Consider the following 16,431-nt stretch of genomic DNA (forward strand, 5'->3'; position numbering starts at 1 on the left):
GTTCAGCGGTGTGCGAAGTACGCGACTGATTCACGATCGGCGTGCTTGTCGACACGGGCAAAGCCGATCCGCTCGAACTGCACCACGTCGTCGATCGCGGTCTCCGCGAAGCCGGGCTCTGCGGCCCCGCGGACGTCCCCGTCGATCGTCCGCATCCGGACAGGGATCGACTCATTCGCGGGGACCCAGTGGATTACGTCGACGCCTTCCTCACGAACCGCCGAGATATCGTCGCCAACGTACTCGAAGCCAGCATCGGTGTGGCGAACACAGCCGTATCCTTTCAGCCAGACCCGATCGCCCACCGCAGGGAGGTCGTCAGGTTCGATGAGGACCGCGTCCTCGACCGGGATCTCTCGGCGGCCGCGATCGTCGTGTTCTGGGTGTACCGGTGGCGTTCCGGCAGTCGGCGCGTCGCCACCGGGACCCTCGAGTATCGGTTTTTCGATGCAATCGCGGACGAGGAAGTAGCGGTTCGCGTCGTCATCGATCAGCTCGCGGTTGTTCGCGTACACGGTCGACATCGACAGATCGACATCTGTCGTCGACATTCCCAGGCCGATCATCGCGTCGACGATCGCATCCCCGCGAATTCCGCGCCGACGAACCGACTGAATGGTGGGCGCGCGCGGATCGTCCCAGCCGTCGAGATCGCCCGCGTCAATTAGTTCCTTGATTGTCGAGGTCGAGGCCTTCACGTCGTACTCGTCGAGTTGGACGTGGCCCCAGTGGAGTACCTCTGGGTACTCCCAATCGAAGTACTCGTAGAGGAACCGCTGGCGTTTCGCGGAGTCCTGGAGGTCAATGCCGCGGATGATATGAGTCACGCCAGTAAGATGATCGTCGATTCCCGATTGGAAGTCGAGCATCGGCCAACAGCGGTACTCGGCGGCGGCTTCACGCGGATGGGGGGTGTCGATCATCCGGAAGGCGACCCAATCACGCAGTGCAGGATTCTTGTGGGTGATGTCGGTTTTGACCCGGAGCACCATCTCGCCGGCGCTGTACTCGCCGTCGATCATCGCTTCGAACTCCGATCGCACAGTTTCGGGTGCTTTGTCACGATTTGGTGAGGGTTCACCGGCGTTTTTTAGCTCTGAAAACTCCTCGCCAGGGAGGTCGCAGGTGTAGGCGCCGCCTGCCTCAATGAGCTCGAAGGCGTGATCGTAGTACGTTTCGAGGCGATCGGAGGCTTTCAGAACCTCGTCGGGCTCGAATCCGAGATACTCAATGTCGTCTAAAATCCCGTCGTAGGCGTCGAGATCGGGGCGTTTTGTCTCCGGATCAGTGTCGTCGAACCGGACGATGAAGCGACCGTCGTAGCGCTGTTTGTACGTCCCGATGACAGACGGCATCCGCGCGTGACCAAGGTGCCAGGGGCCGTTCGGGTTCGGCGCGGCCCGCATCGTCACCCCGTCGTATTCCGCGGCGTTTGGGAGGTCCGGAAGCGTATGCTCGTCAGTCTTGGGTTCGGTGTCGAGTTCGGCCGCGAGATCGGCATCGAGTTCCTCCAGCCGTTCGCGGCGGGCCGTGGCATCCATCCCGGCAACCGCGCCGACGACCTGTCCGGCGATCTGTGGGATTTCGTTGCCGTGCGGGCGGAACTCGGGGTTCTCGCCCATGAGCGGCCCCATAATCGCACCCACGTCGGGATCGCTGTCGTGTTTCAGTGCGTTAAACAGCGCGTGTTTTTCAGCCTCCGCTCGCACGCGCGCTTCGAGATCATCGTCCATTACGCGGTCGTTCGACGGGCGAACGCAAAAACAGCGTGGATCGCCGCGTCGTGATGAGACTATGAGACTATGAGTTATCCGGTTCTTCGTCGAACAATCCCAGATCCTCCGCCGCCAGATCCGCGATGTGCTCTGTGATCGCCGGATCGACGACTGCGATCTGTTCGCCGTCGTGGGCGCGCTCGTTGTGCCGATCGAGCGTGTCCGCGAGTTCGGATAACGGAACCCGAGTGTCAGTTCCGCACTCCTCACAGACGATCGGCACTTGCGGCTCATCGTCGGCTTGGGTTGTCATTACGTGGGTATCTCGTGGGCGGCAGTAAAACAAAACCGGTTCGTCGAACCAATCACCAGAGTGTTCGATCCGGTTCGATGGGCGGGCACTTCCGTTTTATTGATGTTTACTGGAATGCGCCGCCGGCTTCGATCGGATCGTCTTCGACCTCACTTTGCTTGAACCGCTTTTCGATCTCCTCGTAGCGCCGTTTGGTCTCGTCGGTGACGCTCGGAACCACCTCGTCGAGCGCCTGCTCGAAGTGTGCCATCGTGACGCGGACGTTGCCGACTGATTCGTCAATCTCCTCGCGTGTCACACTGTTAATGAACTCCCGTGAAGCGGCCATCGAAGCCTCTCGACACAGCGCTTCGAGGTCCGCGCCAACGTAGCCGCTCGTGCGGCGCGCGAGCGCGTCGAGATCGACATCGTCTGCCAGCGGCTTGTGCTCGGTGTGGACGTCGAGGATCGCCCGCCGCGCCTCCTCGTCGGGCACCGGCACGTGGACGTGCCGATCGAGCCGACCCGGACGCAACAGCGCCGAGTCGATCAAATCGGGCCGGTTCGTCGTGGCGATCACGACAACGTCCTCGAGCGTCTCGAGGCCGTCGAGCTCGGTGAGCAGCTGGCTCACGACGCGCTCGCCAACGCCCGAGTCAGTGGAGCCGCTACCGCGCTCGGTGGCGATCGAGTCGATCTCGTCGAAGAAGACGATCGTCGGGGCGTTCTCTCTGGCCTTCGAGAACACCTCGCGGACGCCCTTCTCGGACTCGCCGACGAACTTGTTGAGCAGTTCAGGGCCCTTAATCGAGATGAAGTTCGACTCGCTCTCGTTTGCAACCGCCTTCGCGAGCAGTGTCTTCCCCGTCCCCGGCGGCCCGTAGAGTAACACGCCCTTTGCGGACTCCATGTCCATCTGCTCGAACACTGCAGGGTACTCAAGCGGCCACTGGATCGTTTCGCGGAGCCGCTCTTTGGTGTCTTCGAGACCACCGACCTTCTCCCAGTTGACGTCTGGGACCTCGACGAAGACCTCCCGGAGCGCAGAAGGTTCGATTCCCTTCAGCGCAGCTTTGAAATCGTTCTCAGTGACCTGAATCGATTTGAGCACATCCGCGTCGATCTCGTCGCTTTCGAGGTCGAGCTGCGGGCGGATCCGTCGTAAGGCGTGCATCGCAGACTCTTTGGCCAGCGATTCGAGATCTGCGCCGACGAAGCCGTGGGTGTTCTCAGCGTACAGGTCGAGGTCGATTCCCTCCGCGAGCGGCATATTTCGGGTGTGGACCTGGAGAATCTCTTTTCGGCCATCGCGGTCCGGCACACCGATTTCGATCTCACGATCGAAGCGGCCGCCGCGGCGCAGCGCGGGGTCGATCGCGTCGACGCGGTTCGTTGCGCCGATTACGACCACCTGCCCACGCTCTTCGAGCCCATCCATCAAACTGAGCAGCTGTGCGACGACCCGGCGTTCGACGTCGCCGCCGGCCTCCTCACGCTTGGCGGCGATCGAGTCCAGTTCGTCCATGAAGATGATTGCCGGGGCCTCCTCTGAGGCTTCCTCGAAGACATCCCGAAGCTGCTCTTCGGACTCGCCGTAGTACTTCGACATGATCTCCGGGCCAGACACGGTGTGGAAAGAGGCGTCGATCTCGTTTGCGACCGCTTTCGCGATCAGCGTCTTGCCGGTGCCGGGCGGCCCGTGGAGCAACACGCCCTTCGGCGGCTCGATCCCGAGACGCTTGAACAGCTCAGGGTGCCGCATGGGTAGTTCGATCATCTCACGGACCTGTTCGAGCTCGTCATCGAGTCCGCCAATGTCTTCGTAGGCAACGTCAGGCGATCCCGGTTCACGTTCTGATCCCGGCCCGCTCGATCGAATCTGTTCGGCGGGCTTTTCAGAGATCCGTACCTCCGTCTCGTCGGTCACCACAACAGTGCCGCTGGGACTCGTTGAGGCGATCTTCAGCGGGACCGCCTGGCTCTGTCCGCCCATGAAGCCGAAGCCGAGCGGAAGCTGCACGTTTTGGCCCTTCGTGACGGGCTGGCCGCCCAGCTCACGCCGGATCAGCGAATCGATGTTGCCGCGGATGCCGAGCCGCTGTGGGAGTGCGATCGTCACGCTCTCGGCTCGCTTGACCTCGGCCTTCTCGACGGTTACCTTGTCGTCAATTCCGACGTTCGCCTCCTGGCGGAGCCGTCCGTCGATTCTGATCACGCCGGAGCCGTCGTCTTCGGGGTAGCCGGGCCACACGCGCGCGATTGCCGTACCCTCGGCGCCCTCGATCCGGATGAAGTCGCCACCGCTGAGGCCGAGCTCATCGGCTGCGAGGCGATCAACCGCGGCCAGACGGCGGTTCGCGTCCTTTTGTTTGAGCGGTTTGATTGTGAGTTTCATTTTGCCACCGTGATGGTGAGCACCCCATTTGCGATATCAACAGTTGCGTCAGGGCCGGGGAGCTCTAACTCCGTCTCAGTAACCTGATTGCCGTTGTCGATGACGACGATTGCAGTCGTGCCCACGATGTCAACGTCGATCGACGATTCTTCGACAGGTATGTCGGCCGCGAGGATCCATTCGTCACCGTACTCGTACTGACGAAGGAACTGCTCGTCGCGACCGGTTCGCTGCATTGAGTTCATTACTAACCCACAGTTAGTCTTCTAAGTATTTGAACCTTTTGTGCAAAACCGCAATACGTGAGTGATTCTCGAACAAATCGATAGAATTGCGGTCCACACGACAAACAATCCGCGATCGACACTCACGACGACCGATGGTTTATGACCTTCCTGTGAGGAGAGTATAGTATGAAACGGGTCACACACCACGGACGCGAGACAGCCTACCGTGTCTTTGATCGCGGGGCCGATGGTGCGACGGTGCTTTTCATTCACGGCAGCGGGGGAACAAGCGGCATCTGGAAGTCTCAACACCGGCTTGCGGACGAACACCGAATCGTAACACTCGATCTGAGTGGCCACGCGAAAAGCGACGATGTCAATTCGGATCCGGGGTATGAGACACTCAGCGCGTATGTCGACGACGTGATCGCAGTCGCAGAGGCAACCGATACCGACACGGTCGTCGGACATTCGATGGGTGGTGCCGTGGCGCTTCAGGCCGTCCTTAATCGTGATCTCACCCCCGATCGGCTCGGACTGGTTGGAACGGGTGCACGCCTCGCAGTGCTAGAAGACCTCTTGGCCTGGCTCGAGACAGATTTCGATCGAGCGATCGAGTTCCTGCATAAACCCGATCGGCTCTTTCATGACCCCGATCCGCGCCTCGTTGAGCTCTCGCTCGCGGCGATTGACGATGTCGGACAGTCGGTAACTGCCCGGGATTTTCAGACGTGTCATAGCTTCGATGTTCGCGACTCGATCGACGAGATTACCGTGCCGACGCTTGCGATCGTCGGCGAGCACGACAAGCTCACCCCGCGGCGCTACCACGAGTACCTGGCCGACGAACTTCCGGACTGTCGACTCGCGATCGTCGAAGACGCCGCACATCTTGCGATGCTTGAACAGCCTCAGGCGTTCAACGCTGCGCTATCGTCGTTCCTTTCGGCGGCTGATTGAGGCCTTACGTACGCATTCGCGACACCGGCTGTGATGGAATCGAATAGGCCAGTTTGATCCCTCGGGTCCATCGATCGTATGTTGATCCTTTCGACAGCACGGTGTGTTCTGCAGCGTGACGAGAATATACGAGTCGTCACGAATTCTCATTCGTCAACTGCCTCGGGGTCAAGCCCCGAGGCTTGTCAGTGAACTCCCGCTCTAACCGAGGAACGCTCCCGTCGAAGTGACAGCGACGTATCCATCCACGTTCAAGTCCACACCAAGAACCACTCCGTTCTCGGATTCTTCATCGCAAGAAGTGTCAACGTCTTTCTTCACAGCGACGTGGAGGTAGTACGTTCCGTCACGCTTGTGAAGCGTTGCTTCGGCTTTCTCCCATTCGTCAGTCCAGTAATCCTCGAAAGGCGTGCCTTCCTCGTTGACCGGCGTGACGTATTCTGCGGTCACGCGCTTGTCGGTCGTGGCGAGGGATACGTGGTCGTCGTTGTACGTGATAGTTCGACCGTTGTACACGACAACACTCCCTCGAAACTCGGGCTTGCTGGCTCGTTCACCGTCGAACTTGCGATCTTTGCAGTTCCCGAGTGCGGTCGCCGCGAGGTTTCTCGCGGATTGGACGAGACTGGATTGCAGGGAAAGTTTCTCACGAACGTCAGAATACGTCTCTTTGTGGAGCGTATTCTTGGTGTCCGTGATGTTGTAGGGGTTGTCGTCCCATCCGTGGTCAGCGACGTGTTGCGCCGCGTGTCGGAACTGCTCGAACGTCTCGTCGAGGACTTCTACGTCCTCGTCGGAAACATCGAGTTTGACTTGGATGTTCCGAACAACCTCCATACTTCATCAGCAAAGGTGAGACTATTTAAAACTACATATAGAGAGTGGGGAGTCAAGTTTGCTATCGAACGTGGTTTGTAAAGGATAGTGTCGGCTTCCTCCCCGAGATCAAGCCTCGGGGTATCCGCCTTGAATCTTGATGAAAAGCCAGATATCCGGATCTTTACTCCCAGCGCTTTGGCTTTGAGTTGGCCCTCAGCAACCGGTGGCTCGTCCCCTTCCTGATCGGTAAACGGGTTGACCTCGCCTCTGGTGACATACCCCTCGTCGGTTTCGACGACGACACGGTGGGTAGTGAGCCCCCCGCCGTGGAGCTGATCTGCGTCGAAGGTCACGACGTTACCCTCTTCGACCGGTCCAGCGATCGCTATGGGAACCGCGATGAATCCATCGCCAGGTTCGAGCGTCGGTTTCATGCTGTCGGTTACGACATATGAGGGGCCGACTGGGATGCCGTAGAACTGGCCGACGATCATGGCTCCGAGCAACAGCATGAAAAGGACGCCGACGGCATAGGTGAGGGATACTTTACTCATAATTTAGCAGTAGATGAGATATCTCAGAGTGTCGGTGGGATGGAATATTATTATGTAGAATGTATACAGCGGTAACGGCTGATTTCGGGTTAGATCGATAAAAATAGCCGTTTTATTTCTCCATTCGCCTGCTCGTTGACGGCCCTACTATCGTTAAAATTATCAAACGCTCTTCCAGGGATTTTCGGGAACAGAAAGAGACGCAGTTGTCTGCGTATGAAATGCTCTATAGCACGGTATTTTTAGACGTGATAGATATGTTAACACCATTGAACGTGCGCGTAAGTATCGCAATTAGCCTGTTTTGAAAGTCTAAATAGTGACCGACTGACTGGGTATGTCTTAAACATTGAGCCACTCATCGCGTTCGACTGTATATAATTCGAAGTGGCATCGAAAGACCTGGTGTCGACTACGGCTCAAACTGGGAACACGTCATTGGATGCAAAAATATCATATAGTTGAAATTTTCTATGGACTTTTTTTGCTCAACCGGCCAGCAACCCGCTCTCCTCAATTGCCTTGGCGATCGACATGACCAATTTGAATTTACTATTAGATCCCATGCAAAATTCGCTATCGCTGGAATATCATTTAATACACGTGAATCTTATTTTTTATTCCCCTTTGATCGGTTCAACGGTTCTCGTGGGTAGGTCGTTCTCACAGCGGAATAGACATCACTGTCCGTTGCGACTCAGAAATCTCTAATTGGTCCTTTCCCGAGCGAACAAAACAACCACACTGGAAATTGCCGCGATCGCGGTGTGAGAATTTTTTGTAAGACTCCAGAAATATGTTTTATTTAATCATCTCGAACACTACTTGGTGATTTTTCGGCATTGACGACGACCGTGCCAGAAACACTGTCTTCGTCATAATCTTCTTCAACAATTTTCACACCAACTTGAAGTCCTGATTGTCCGGAATTAAAATTACTCTTTTTTCCACCTTGAGACCACAATGACTCCTCAAGTCGATCATCCGTATCCCCCTCAGCGTAGAATTCTACGCCAGGAAGTCCTGACGTGTTCAACCAGACGTCCACCTCGGTCGGCCCAGTTGGCCCACCGTTGACGGCGGCGTCGTTTCTGATTCTGAACACGTCGTCGAACGTGTACACCGAGCCTGGATTGACACCGTCTCCGGTTGGGAAGGTTCCTCGCGCATCCTCGTTGAAGTGCAGTTCGATTGTTCCCGGGTCGTCAGTCTCGCTCGCGTACCGCCCGTTGGGATTGGTACCCTCTGGGTCGTCCGCTGCCGTATCGGAATCCGACGTGTAGATCGCTAAGAAAGAAGAACTGTCAGCTGTAGTACTGACTTCGACATCGCGTTCTCCCGACTCAGCACTTGTGAACGCACCACTACCTACCACAGCCGCTCCACCAGCGGCGATCGATCCTGTTCCGATTAGGAATTTGCGTCGTTGCATACTGTTTCACCTTGTCAGTGCACCCGTCTTCGCCGGGGCACCTACAGGAACCAATACCCACCTATACCCACTTTGGAATAGAGACACCCCCGAGATCACAAACCCCTGTTTGCAAGAAAGCAATGCGTCGAAATCGGGTGTTTTCACTCCTGTGTACCGTTTGGACTCAGGCGGAGACGACCTGCAAACTGTCGTTTTCCTGAATTCTTCCTTGTCGAACCACAACTGCTCGCAAGCGTGCCGCCTGCGATAAGCCGAAGTTACTCACATCTGGGTCACAGTGACAAGCAATATCGTACAAAAAATCAACAGGCAATTTCTATGAAATGAACACTACAATCTTCGATTGCCAATTTCCGATGTGTGAGAAAACACCTGCGAGAAAGGTAAGCAAACATATCAGCGAATGATGTTTGTGAACTTATAACTATTGGAAATTCTCTTGATTATGATTGTGTGATGGGGGAAAATGAGTAGCTCATCTACGCCAAGAGGTGGGGGTACAGATCAAATAGACAATTCACCTGGTACGGATCACGCAACTATCGCGACCGATACGAACGGACTCACCCGTGACGAAATTTTTGAAGTTCTGAGCAATCAGCGTCGACGGTACGCTTTTCACTACTTGCGTCAACACGAGGGCGATACGGTCGACGTGGGAAAACTCGCCGAACAGATCGCCTCGTGGGAACTTGCTAAACCGCCCGAACAGCTCACCGCAGCGGAGCGCAAACGCGTCAAGACGGCGCTGCATCAGTTCCATCTTCCGAAGATGGACGATCTTCGGTTTGTCAAGTACGATTCCGATCGGGGTGCTGTTCGGCTCGCCGAGGAGGTTTCCGACGTCGAGATCTATCTCGATATCGTTCCCAGACTAGACATTCCCTGGGGACAGTACTATCTCGGGCTCTCAGGACTCAATTTACTTCTTTTGACTGGCTCTCTGATCGATGCTCCATTGATTTCCGACGTATCATTCCTTTTGTGGGCCGTGTTTTTTCTCGTCGTCTATGGGATTTCCGCGATATTTCACACCTACTGGAACCGCACCCAGACTCGATTTGGGGTTGACGAACAGCCGCCGGAGGTGGGCAGAGTGTGACCACCCGGCTCCGGGTCGCTGCGTTCGCACTCAGCACGATCGCGATCCTGCTGGTCGTCTCCGGGACTGGCGGCTACTCAACGGCGGCCGCCGATCGATCGGTCGACATAGACGTCGTCTCCGATGAGAATGCATTCCTCGGGATCGAGCGCAATGTCGTCGAAGTAGACAACGCAACGGTCGAAGTGCTCACCGTGAGGAATCAGTTCCCCGTCGAGATGACGGTCAATATCGATACCGAGCAAACCGAGAACGAGTCGTTCGATGTAGAGATTGAAGCCGACGAGTTCACACTCGCACCCGGAGAGACTCGTGAGATCGAGCCGACTGTCAACTGCAACGACACGTCTGCGGGGACCACAGCCAACAACACCGAGGTCACGATCGACATCTCCGGCACCGCCCCCGGATCCAACGTCGAGTTATTGCGATCTGTCGAGGTCAGCTGTCGTCACTAATACTGACCCCTAATATCGAATTGCTCCGGCTCACGAGGTATCCGTCATTCGCTCCATCGAACGGCTGTGGCTTCGTGGATCGTGTTACCGCTTTTTAGTCCGATCCGATCGATAAAGACGGCTCTGTTGAATGCTTATTTGTTCGATACCTTCCCGCTGAAACAGTCATTAATTAGGACTGCGTCTCTCGCACTCGTACACGAAACTTATGCTTGGCCTCAAACGCATTGCTGTATGAGCGAGCCATTGCCCGAAGATTGGTCGCCGGAACCTGTCACAGTCGAGTCGATGACGAGCGACCTGCACAACCTCGGCGTCGAGGCAGGGCAGAGGGTGCTAGTTCACGGCTCGCTCTCTGCGCTCGGCTGGGTCTGCGGCGATTCTCCCGCCGTCGTTGACGCTCTTAAGTGTGTTGTCGGCGAGAGTGGAACAGTTGTGATGCCGACCCACTCTCCCGGGAACAGGGACCCCACGAAGATGTCCGCCCCTCCCATTCCCGAATCGTGGTATGATCTCGTCCGCGAACAGATGCCATCGTATCGACCCGCGGTCACACCGACGCAGGGGATGGGTGCGATCGCCGAGTGCTTCCGCTCGTACCTCGGGGTGCGACGTAGCGATCATCCACAACACTCGTTTGCCGCGTAGGGGGCAGACGCCGCGTTCGTCACCGATGACCACGCGTACGATTTCTCGCTAGGAGAGCAGTCGCCGCTGGCCCGCGTTTACGACCTTGGCGGCGACGTGCTGTACCTCGGAACGTCCCACACGACTACTACGTCTCTCCACCTCGCCGAGTACCGGGCCGACATTGACCTCGATACGGTTACAAACGCCAGTGCAGTGCTCGTAGACGGAAAACGCGAGTGGATCCAGTGGGAGGACATTGACTTCGACGACGAGGACTTCTCTGACTGTGGCATGGCATTCGAGCGTGAACACCCGGATGCGTTCGAGGCGGGAAATGTCGGGGTTGGTGACGCGAAGCTCCTCGCTCAGCGGCCGCTGGTAGACTTTGGGGTTGAATGGTTCGAAACAAACCGCAAGTGATACCTACACCCTCTACATCTAACGTTCAGAGTTCCTTGTCGATGTTGTGAGTGAGACAGCTGACAACGAGTTCACGAAACTGCTTCCACCAGCGTCGTGAGCGGACGAATGCGCCATATTTCCTGTTTAATCCGAGAGTGTACCGTCTCGTTCTGACTACGTTGCCCGTAGCGGTCCGAATCCAACCGTGAGTTTCCCGCCTTGGGGAGCGCAGAAACTCTCGATACTTGATGACCGGACGAACACCATCTTCACGGCTAACGCGCGAATCTTGTGGTCGTCGTATCCCTTGTCACCGAGAAGAATCGCTACGTAATCGGTATTCCGCTTGATGAGCGACGGTGCAACTTTCGGGTCGTGTTTTCGTGTCGTCGTCACGTGTAAGTCGAGAATCGCGTTCGACTTTGTGTCTACCAGAAGCGTGACTTTCAATTGCTAAATCGTCAACATCGTTCGCTTCGTGTAGTGCTTTGAGGCGTGACTGCGGTCGTACGGCGGCATCGATTCCGACGACACCGTTGGTCGGGAGAAGCGTGACTGAGAGATTAAGCAGAACACGCCATACAGCCATATCGAGCCAGTTGAACGCCTTACACAGCGTTGAGGGAGACGGGAGTTCCTCAAGTTCAATTGCTTTCCGAATCCGAGGCATCTCGATAAGTTCGTCAAGAAGCGCCCGGTACGTCGTATTCTTCCGAATCTTGAGACCGCGGAGGACGATATATTGATGAAGTGTGTACCACTGTTTCGAGCACTTCATGTAGTAACGAACGACAGTTCGTCAAGCCAAGTGCATCGCGTGCTCAACGAACCGGAGTAACCGTGACTTCGGGAGGGCTTCCATCCGGTCAGACTACCGGGCGAACCTGGAACTCTCTGAGGATTTCAACAGAGCCACAAAGACCGTAGATTTTGCGTATTCACGATGAGAGTGAATACACTATAGAAAATCGTAAGTCGTGGTCGCCACGACGGGCCTAACAGCGGGAATGAGGTGTCCTACAGTTCGATCCGCTCGACGAGCGGATCCTCCGCGCGGGTGTTGATAGCGACGATCCGGACCTGATCTTCGAGCATCGAGCGATCTAGCTTCGCCTTCAGGAGGTTGTCGACTTGATAGACGCCTGCGGCGTTGACCATCTGGATCTCGACGAGCACCGGGTGGGTATCGCCCGCTTTGAGTGTCACCCGATCGATCGCCTGACTCGAGATCGTGTTGATCCCACGACCGCCGTGTTCGTACGGCACTCGCGAGCGGCCGCGCTCCATGTCCAGGCCGTCGGCGACCCTGATGATGCCCGCCTCGCGAGTCAACGGCTCTTCTGAGGTGTGGTGACAGAGGATCGCGTGTAAGACCTCTGCCTTGATCCGGACAGCCTCGGGTGTGTCATAAAACTCCGGGAGAAGCCGATCGAGGATATCTGAGGCGAGTGGGATTGAGTAGTATGAGTGATCGTCGCGGTGGACGATGTGGCCGATGTCGTGCAGCGTCGCCGCAAGTGCGATGATGACCGACTCGTCGGCCTCCGCAAGCCCCTGATCGGCTGCGCCATTAAATTCAATTCCAGCTTGTTTGAGCAGATCGTACAGCTGCAACGCGTGGTTGCGAACGATCTCGATGTGTTTTGGGCCGTGGTCGTTGTACTGCTTGCGATCGACGGCGTTGACGTTTTGGGCCCGCAGCAGCGTCGTGACCTCAGGGTCGCTCGTCAACACGGGGAGAATCTCGTTGAGTCGCTCGTCGGGATATGCGTGATCGGCGGTCGGATCGTACGCCCTGTCGCCGTTCGGTGGCTCAGTCATCCGGAATGAGTTCGTCCTCAAGTGTGAAAACGCTTCGTAGTGTTGGTCTCACCCGTCGAAGGCAAAAAGCCTATAATCGCCAACAGGGTATCATCGGGTACACATGGCATCCATGATCCCGCTGTTCGGCGGCCTGCCGGTAGGTCCCGAGCTGCTCATCATCCTGCTCGTACTGGTGTTGCTCTTCGGCGCAAACAAAATTCCAAAGCTTGCCCGCTCGACGGGGCAGGCAATGGGTGAGTTCAAAAAAGGTCGCGAAGAAGTCGAAGAAGAGCTCAAACAGATGTCTGACTCTGACGATGACGATGCCTCTGGCACCCCAGAGCCCGACGAGGAACCCCTCGTTGAAGACGCTGAAACAGAGACAGAGACAGAGACAGAGACAGAGACCGAGGCCGCGGGCACAGCGGAAAAATCCACGTAACGAACGAACATACCGAACCTGGCAAGAGTCCTATCGGTCGTCGACGCGGTCCGGTTTTGAGTGGATATTCAATTAGCTGATTTTTGTGGGCGTGTGGCCTAGCGGATCAGGGCGAGGGGTTCCTAACCCCTCGATCGCGGGTTCGAATCCCGTCACGCCCGTTTTCCGGCGAGCGATAGCGAGCCGTAAAAACGTCATAAGGAGTCGAACCTTACGAGACGAGCGAAGTGAGTCTCGGTTCGGTTCGAATCCCGTCACGCCCGATCGAGCAACTGCTGGGCACGTATCGCCCCGGTAAACCCAGGCCGACCGAAAATCGCGGAGAGAAACGCCAGGGTGTGTTTTCGTCGATCGTCGCCGCCGTAGTACGCCGCACGAGCGAAACAACCCAAGGCCGCGGCGCTCCAGATCGATCGCTTCAGACGGTGAGCACCCGATAAAAATTCGATGCGTGCCTTGACAGCACGCCGTATCTGTGGGTACGCCGCGTAGATCTCACGCTGGGCTTCGAGCACCTCTCGCATGCCGTCAAATCGATTGAGTCCGACCCAGATGCCACTGGATTCGCGCCGGTTGTACACCAGCGGTTCCTCGACAGCGTCGAACTGCGTCCGTTGGGCGAGTTCGATCATCAAATTGCTGTCGTTCCCGGCGGTAAGCTGCTGGAGCGGTAGGATCTCCGAGAGCAAGCGCCGTCGGATGAGCATCGACCCGGTATAACAGGGAAACGTCTCAAACCTGAGTGTCTGTTCGATGACGTGCCCGCTCATTTCCGGCCCTGGCTCACATTCCCACCCGTCGTCTTGTCGAACCCCACAAAACGCGACGCCAACCTCATCGTTCTCCGCAAGAATCGACGCAGTCTTCGAGAGCTTTTCGGGCAACAACACATCATCATCGTCAAGGAAGTTCACGTACGTTCCGCCCGATGCCTCAAATCCCGTCTGGCGAGCTGTGACATCCCCGCCGTTTTGGTTGTGAACGATCCCCTGGATGTCATCAGCATATTTGTCCAAAACAGGCATCGCGTTCCCCTCTCCAGAGTCGTCAACGACGATTATTTCCGTGCGGTCGTACGTTTGGTTCAGCACACTCTCGATGGCCGCCTCGAGGAGTTCATTCCGGTAGTATGTCGGGATGATAACGGAAATCAGGGGGAAGTCACGATCGACCGCAGATGTCGGGGATTCAGACATAGCCAAGATCACGAAGGCGAGATCGAGCAGTTGAGATATCCCCGACCACAGAGTCGGTAGGTGGCTCGGCTCGAATATGCTTTCTTGTCTCGTCAGTGACGACGACCCACGGAACCGTCCGGAGTGTCTTCGCACAGACACCGTCAGGGTGCCCAAACCGACGCCGATCGAATGGCGCAATCCGTTCGCCGACGAAGTTGCCGTGGTCAGCGGTAACCACAGTCCGGCCACGGACGATTTCGAGAAGGTGATCGACCTGTTCAAGCGCGAGTGCCAGGTTTTCGTCGTACGCAGTCCAGACGCGATCGATATCAACCGATCCAGCCTCGGCATGATCCCAGATGGTGGGGCTGTCGCGTGAGCCTTCACCAGTCATCGCGAGCCGATAGGACCACTCAAATCCGGCGTGTTCAATCTCTCTGCCTGTCGGGCCAATAAACGGATAGTGTGGTTGCATGAAGTGAACAAGAAGCCGTTTTTGTGGGAAGGTCTCGGAGGCCGCAACCGCTGCCTCGCGAACCGTCTCAGGGGTGACGGTCCGGAGTGTTTCGTCCCACCCAGTATTCCACACGTCGATCGTGGCGTGAAATGTTCCATCCAAGCCGACGTTTTTGTGCATTGGGTTTGCGGTGACGTACACGATATCGTGATGCTCGGTCGTCCCAAACGTTCGACGGAGAAATTCCTCAGTGCTGGAACCAACAGAAATCCGCGGTTCGACCGGCGAGTCCATGCTTGCGAGGCGCTGGAACTGATCGTACCGACACGCATCAAGGAGAATCAAGTTGTCCCAGTCTTCGTCGGTAATATTGGTCGTCGCGTCTGTCAGCCGGTACACGGCTTGTCGGATCCGTGAATGGGCGGTTGCGATCGTCGAACCGAGGTCAGACAACGTATACATTATGAACAGTGGGTTAGAGCGCGGAATTCGCTTGCACGGGTCTACGGATGTCATGGTATCTCTCAGACCGTGAGCTGCGTGAACGAGCAAACCCCCGATCGAATATTAAGTATGCTTGGCATAACTGCGCCCTGAGCAAAACTGGGAGATTCTCCGCGAACCGAACCCAATTAAGAATAAAATAACCAGGTACACGTTGTCCCACAGCATGGGTATGCGGGCTTCTGAGTTGCGAAATCGTGCCATCGGTGGTATCGGGCGTATACTCGATACGCTCGCCGTTTCGCAGGCAGTTCAGCGGTCTCCGCTCCCACCCCAGATCACAGCACGTCTCTATTGGACAGTCGCACCACATATCTATCGGCACCAGTATCCCACTGATTTTTTCCATTCGAGTGACCCAGATCCATTCAAGATCATCCCGATCGACCCTATTCGGATCGAACGCTTCACTGGTCGTCGGTATCCACCGTGGTACGGCCGGCGCCAGTTGTTCGGTGCAGTGCGAAGTGGTGACTGGGACTGTCGCCGACACGAGGATGTGCCGCACGAGGGAGGCCCTCCAGAAGAACTGTTTCACGCAGATCACATCGACGATACCCCGCTCTTTCAGGCGATATACGACCGATTCAGGGAGGGGGTTCCATGGGCAGACACGTGGTTCATCAACCGGGCGATCGAGTTACTCGACGCAGGTCAGTATCCAGTTTGGCAGGATTGTGAGACGGAAACAGACGTTTATCGACGGTGTGAGGCGCTCGAATCAGTATACGAAAACATGGCTCAAAACGGGTGTCTCCACTACACCGAACGGACAGAGCCGATCGAAAGGTCGTTCGACTACGTCGGTGCTCGCGAACAAGAGATCGTCGTCGATATCGGCCGAGACGGAGCCCCCTTGCTCGTGAGTGGGAAACATCGTCTCTGTCTCGCACGAGTACTGAAGCTCGACACGGTCCCGTGCTGTGTGTTGGTCCGCCATGCGGACTGGATGGCGACCCGCCGGGCGGTGGCAGAAGTGAGGCGTCGGCCATGGACGCATCCGGATTTACTGGATCTTTCACCGGGGCGTGGCCGAAGCGGATATCATTCGTGATACC

Annotated in this window: 15 protein-coding genes, 1 tRNA gene and 2 pseudogenes; 7 read left to right on the plus strand and 11 right to left on the minus strand. The window is 56.7% G+C overall.

The window, feature by feature from the left end; all coding sequences use genetic code 11:
* Nucleotides 1-2: 2 nt before the first annotated feature.
* The 4 genes from E5K03_RS05375 to E5K03_RS05390 form a co-directional block, all read right to left on the minus strand.
* The gene (locus E5K03_RS05375; RefSeq protein ID WP_138005334.1) at nucleotides 3-1,733 is read right to left on the minus strand and encodes a glutamate--tRNA ligase; all 1,731 of its coding nucleotides are present in this window, start codon (nucleotides 1,731-1,733) and stop codon (nucleotides 3-5) included.
* Nucleotides 1,734-1,800: 67 nt separating this feature from the next.
* A complete protein-coding gene (locus tag E5K03_RS05380; RefSeq protein ID WP_138005335.1) occupies nucleotides 1,801-2,028 on the minus strand; it encodes a hypothetical protein in 228 nt (75 codons plus the stop codon).
* Nucleotides 2,029-2,134: 106 nt separating this feature from the next.
* Complete coding sequence (locus tag E5K03_RS05385) at nucleotides 2,135-4,402, minus strand: CDC48 family AAA ATPase (RefSeq protein ID WP_138005336.1); 2,268 nt, start codon at nucleotides 4,400-4,402, stop codon at nucleotides 2,135-2,137.
* Nucleotides 4,399-4,647 (minus strand): Hsp20/alpha crystallin family protein, encoded by a 249-nt coding sequence (locus E5K03_RS05390; RefSeq protein WP_138005337.1) that lies wholly within the window; start codon nucleotides 4,645-4,647, stop codon nucleotides 4,399-4,401. The genes E5K03_RS05385 and E5K03_RS05390 overlap by 4 nt, the downstream gene beginning before the upstream one ends.
* 168 nt (nucleotides 4,648-4,815) lie before the next feature.
* Here E5K03_RS05390 and E5K03_RS05395 point away from each other — a divergent pair, with 168 nt between their 5' ends.
* Nucleotides 4,816-5,589, plus strand: coding sequence for an alpha/beta fold hydrolase (locus E5K03_RS05395; RefSeq protein ID WP_138005338.1), 774 nt, complete (start codon nucleotides 4,816-4,818; stop codon nucleotides 5,587-5,589).
* 201 nt (nucleotides 5,590-5,790) lie between these two features.
* On the opposite strand, the gene E5K03_RS05400 is transcribed toward E5K03_RS05395, so the two are convergent.
* From E5K03_RS05400 to E5K03_RS05410, 3 genes are all read right to left on the minus strand, one after another.
* Nucleotides 5,791-6,426 carry a hypothetical protein gene (locus E5K03_RS05400; protein WP_205742962.1) on the minus strand — a complete coding sequence of 212 codons (636 nt, stop codon included), beginning with the start codon at nucleotides 6,424-6,426 and terminating at the stop codon, nucleotides 5,791-5,793.
* Nucleotides 6,372-6,962, minus strand: coding sequence for a S26 family signal peptidase (locus E5K03_RS05405; protein ID WP_138005339.1), 591 nt, complete (start codon nucleotides 6,960-6,962; stop codon nucleotides 6,372-6,374). Before E5K03_RS05405 ends, E5K03_RS05400 begins: the two co-directional genes overlap by 55 nt.
* A gap of 805 nt (nucleotides 6,963-7,767) precedes the next feature.
* Nucleotides 7,768-8,394, minus strand: a complete 627-nt coding sequence (locus E5K03_RS05410) for a DUF1102 domain-containing protein (protein WP_138005340.1) — start codon at nucleotides 8,392-8,394, stop codon at nucleotides 7,768-7,770.
* Between the two features lie 469 nt (nucleotides 8,395-8,863).
* On the opposite strand from E5K03_RS05410, the gene E5K03_RS05415 reads away from it, so the two are divergent.
* The 3 genes and pseudogenes from E5K03_RS05415 (at nucleotide 8,864) to E5K03_RS05425 (ending at nucleotide 11,007) form a co-directional block, all read left to right on the plus strand.
* Nucleotides 8,864-9,499, plus strand: coding sequence for a DUF7344 domain-containing protein (locus E5K03_RS05415; RefSeq protein ID WP_449267296.1), 636 nt, complete (start codon nucleotides 8,864-8,866; stop codon nucleotides 9,497-9,499).
* A complete protein-coding gene (locus E5K03_RS05420) occupies nucleotides 9,496-9,957 on the plus strand; it encodes a hypothetical protein (RefSeq protein WP_138005342.1) in 462 nt (153 codons plus the stop codon). Before E5K03_RS05415 ends, E5K03_RS05420 begins: the two co-directional genes overlap by 4 nt.
* A gap of 234 nt (nucleotides 9,958-10,191) precedes the next feature.
* Nucleotides 10,192-11,007, plus strand: a pseudogene (locus tag E5K03_RS05425) (aminoglycoside N(3)-acetyltransferase).
* A gap of 25 nt (nucleotides 11,008-11,032) precedes the next feature.
* Here the strand turns inward: E5K03_RS05425 and E5K03_RS05430 are convergent.
* Nucleotides 11,033-11,851: pseudogene (locus E5K03_RS05430) on the minus strand (IS5 family transposase).
* A gap of 155 nt (nucleotides 11,852-12,006) precedes the next feature.
* Nucleotides 12,007-12,810: an HD domain-containing protein gene (locus E5K03_RS05435; RefSeq protein WP_138005343.1), complete on the minus strand. Its 804-nt coding sequence runs from the start codon at nucleotides 12,808-12,810 to the stop codon at nucleotides 12,007-12,009.
* Between the two features lie 103 nt (nucleotides 12,811-12,913).
* Here E5K03_RS05435 and E5K03_RS05440 point away from each other — a divergent pair, with 103 nt between their 5' ends.
* Nucleotides 12,914-13,234 (plus strand): Sec-independent protein translocase subunit TatA/TatB, encoded by a 321-nt coding sequence (locus E5K03_RS05440; protein ID WP_138005344.1) that lies wholly within the window; start codon nucleotides 12,914-12,916, stop codon nucleotides 13,232-13,234.
* A gap of 87 nt (nucleotides 13,235-13,321) precedes the next feature.
* A tRNA-Arg gene (locus tag E5K03_RS05445) sits at nucleotides 13,322-13,395 on the plus strand.
* A gap of 93 nt (nucleotides 13,396-13,488) precedes the next feature.
* Here E5K03_RS05445 and E5K03_RS05450 read toward each other — a convergent pair.
* Nucleotides 13,489-14,430, minus strand: coding sequence for a glycosyltransferase family 2 protein (locus tag E5K03_RS05450; RefSeq protein ID WP_138005345.1), 942 nt, complete (start codon nucleotides 14,428-14,430; stop codon nucleotides 13,489-13,491).
* Nucleotides 14,423-15,331, minus strand: a complete 909-nt coding sequence (locus E5K03_RS05455) for a hypothetical protein (protein ID WP_205742963.1) — start codon at nucleotides 15,329-15,331, stop codon at nucleotides 14,423-14,425. Before E5K03_RS05455 ends, E5K03_RS05450 begins: the two co-directional genes overlap by 8 nt.
* 502 nt (nucleotides 15,332-15,833) lie before the next feature.
* On the opposite strand from E5K03_RS05455, the gene E5K03_RS05460 reads away from it, so the two are divergent.
* The gene (locus tag E5K03_RS05460) at nucleotides 15,834-16,427 is read left to right on the plus strand and encodes a hypothetical protein (RefSeq protein WP_138005346.1); all 594 of its coding nucleotides are present in this window, start codon (nucleotides 15,834-15,836) and stop codon (nucleotides 16,425-16,427) included.
* The last annotated feature ends 4 nt before the right edge of the window (nucleotides 16,428-16,431 follow it).

Origin of the sequence: Halalkalirubrum salinum, assembly GCF_005543295.1 — an archaeon.
Classification (GTDB): domain Archaea; phylum Halobacteriota; class Halobacteria; order Halobacteriales; family Haloferacaceae; genus Halalkalirubrum; species Halalkalirubrum salinum.

Coding starts and splice junctions, on each gene's coding strand:
- E5K03_RS05375 (WP_138005334.1), bottom strand. CDS start 1,733: ATGGACGATGATCTCGAAGCGCGCGTGCGAGCGGAGGCTGAAAAACAC.
- E5K03_RS05380 (WP_138005335.1), bottom strand. CDS start 2,028: ATGACAACCCAAGCCGACGATGAGCCGCAAGTGCCGATCGTCTGTGAG.
- E5K03_RS05385 (WP_138005336.1), bottom strand. CDS start 4,402: ATGAAACTCACAATCAAACCGCTCAAACAAAAGGACGCGAACCGCCGT.
- E5K03_RS05390 (WP_138005337.1), bottom strand. CDS start 4,647: ATGAACTCAATGCAGCGAACCGGTCGCGACGAGCAGTTCCTTCGTCAG.
- E5K03_RS05395 (WP_138005338.1), top strand. CDS start 4,816: ATGAAACGGGTCACACACCACGGACGCGAGACAGCCTACCGTGTCTTT.
- E5K03_RS05400 (WP_205742962.1), bottom strand. CDS start 6,426: ATGGAGGTTGTTCGGAACATCCAAGTCAAACTCGATGTTTCCGACGAG.
- E5K03_RS05405 (WP_138005339.1), bottom strand. CDS start 6,962: ATGAGTAAAGTATCCCTCACCTATGCCGTCGGCGTCCTTTTCATGCTG.
- E5K03_RS05410 (WP_138005340.1), bottom strand. CDS start 8,394: ATGCAACGACGCAAATTCCTAATCGGAACAGGATCGATCGCCGCTGGT.
- E5K03_RS05415 (WP_449267296.1), top strand. CDS start 8,864: ATGAGTAGCTCATCTACGCCAAGAGGTGGGGGTACAGATCAAATAGAC.
- E5K03_RS05435 (WP_138005343.1), bottom strand. CDS start 12,810: ATGACTGAGCCACCGAACGGCGACAGGGCGTACGATCCGACCGCCGAT.
- E5K03_RS05440 (WP_138005344.1), top strand. CDS start 12,914: ATGGCATCCATGATCCCGCTGTTCGGCGGCCTGCCGGTAGGTCCCGAG.
- E5K03_RS05450 (WP_138005345.1), bottom strand. CDS start 14,430: ATGTCTGAATCCCCGACATCTGCGGTCGATCGTGACTTCCCCCTGATT.
- E5K03_RS05455 (WP_205742963.1), bottom strand. CDS start 15,331: ATGTATACGTTGTCTGACCTCGGTTCGACGATCGCAACCGCCCATTCA.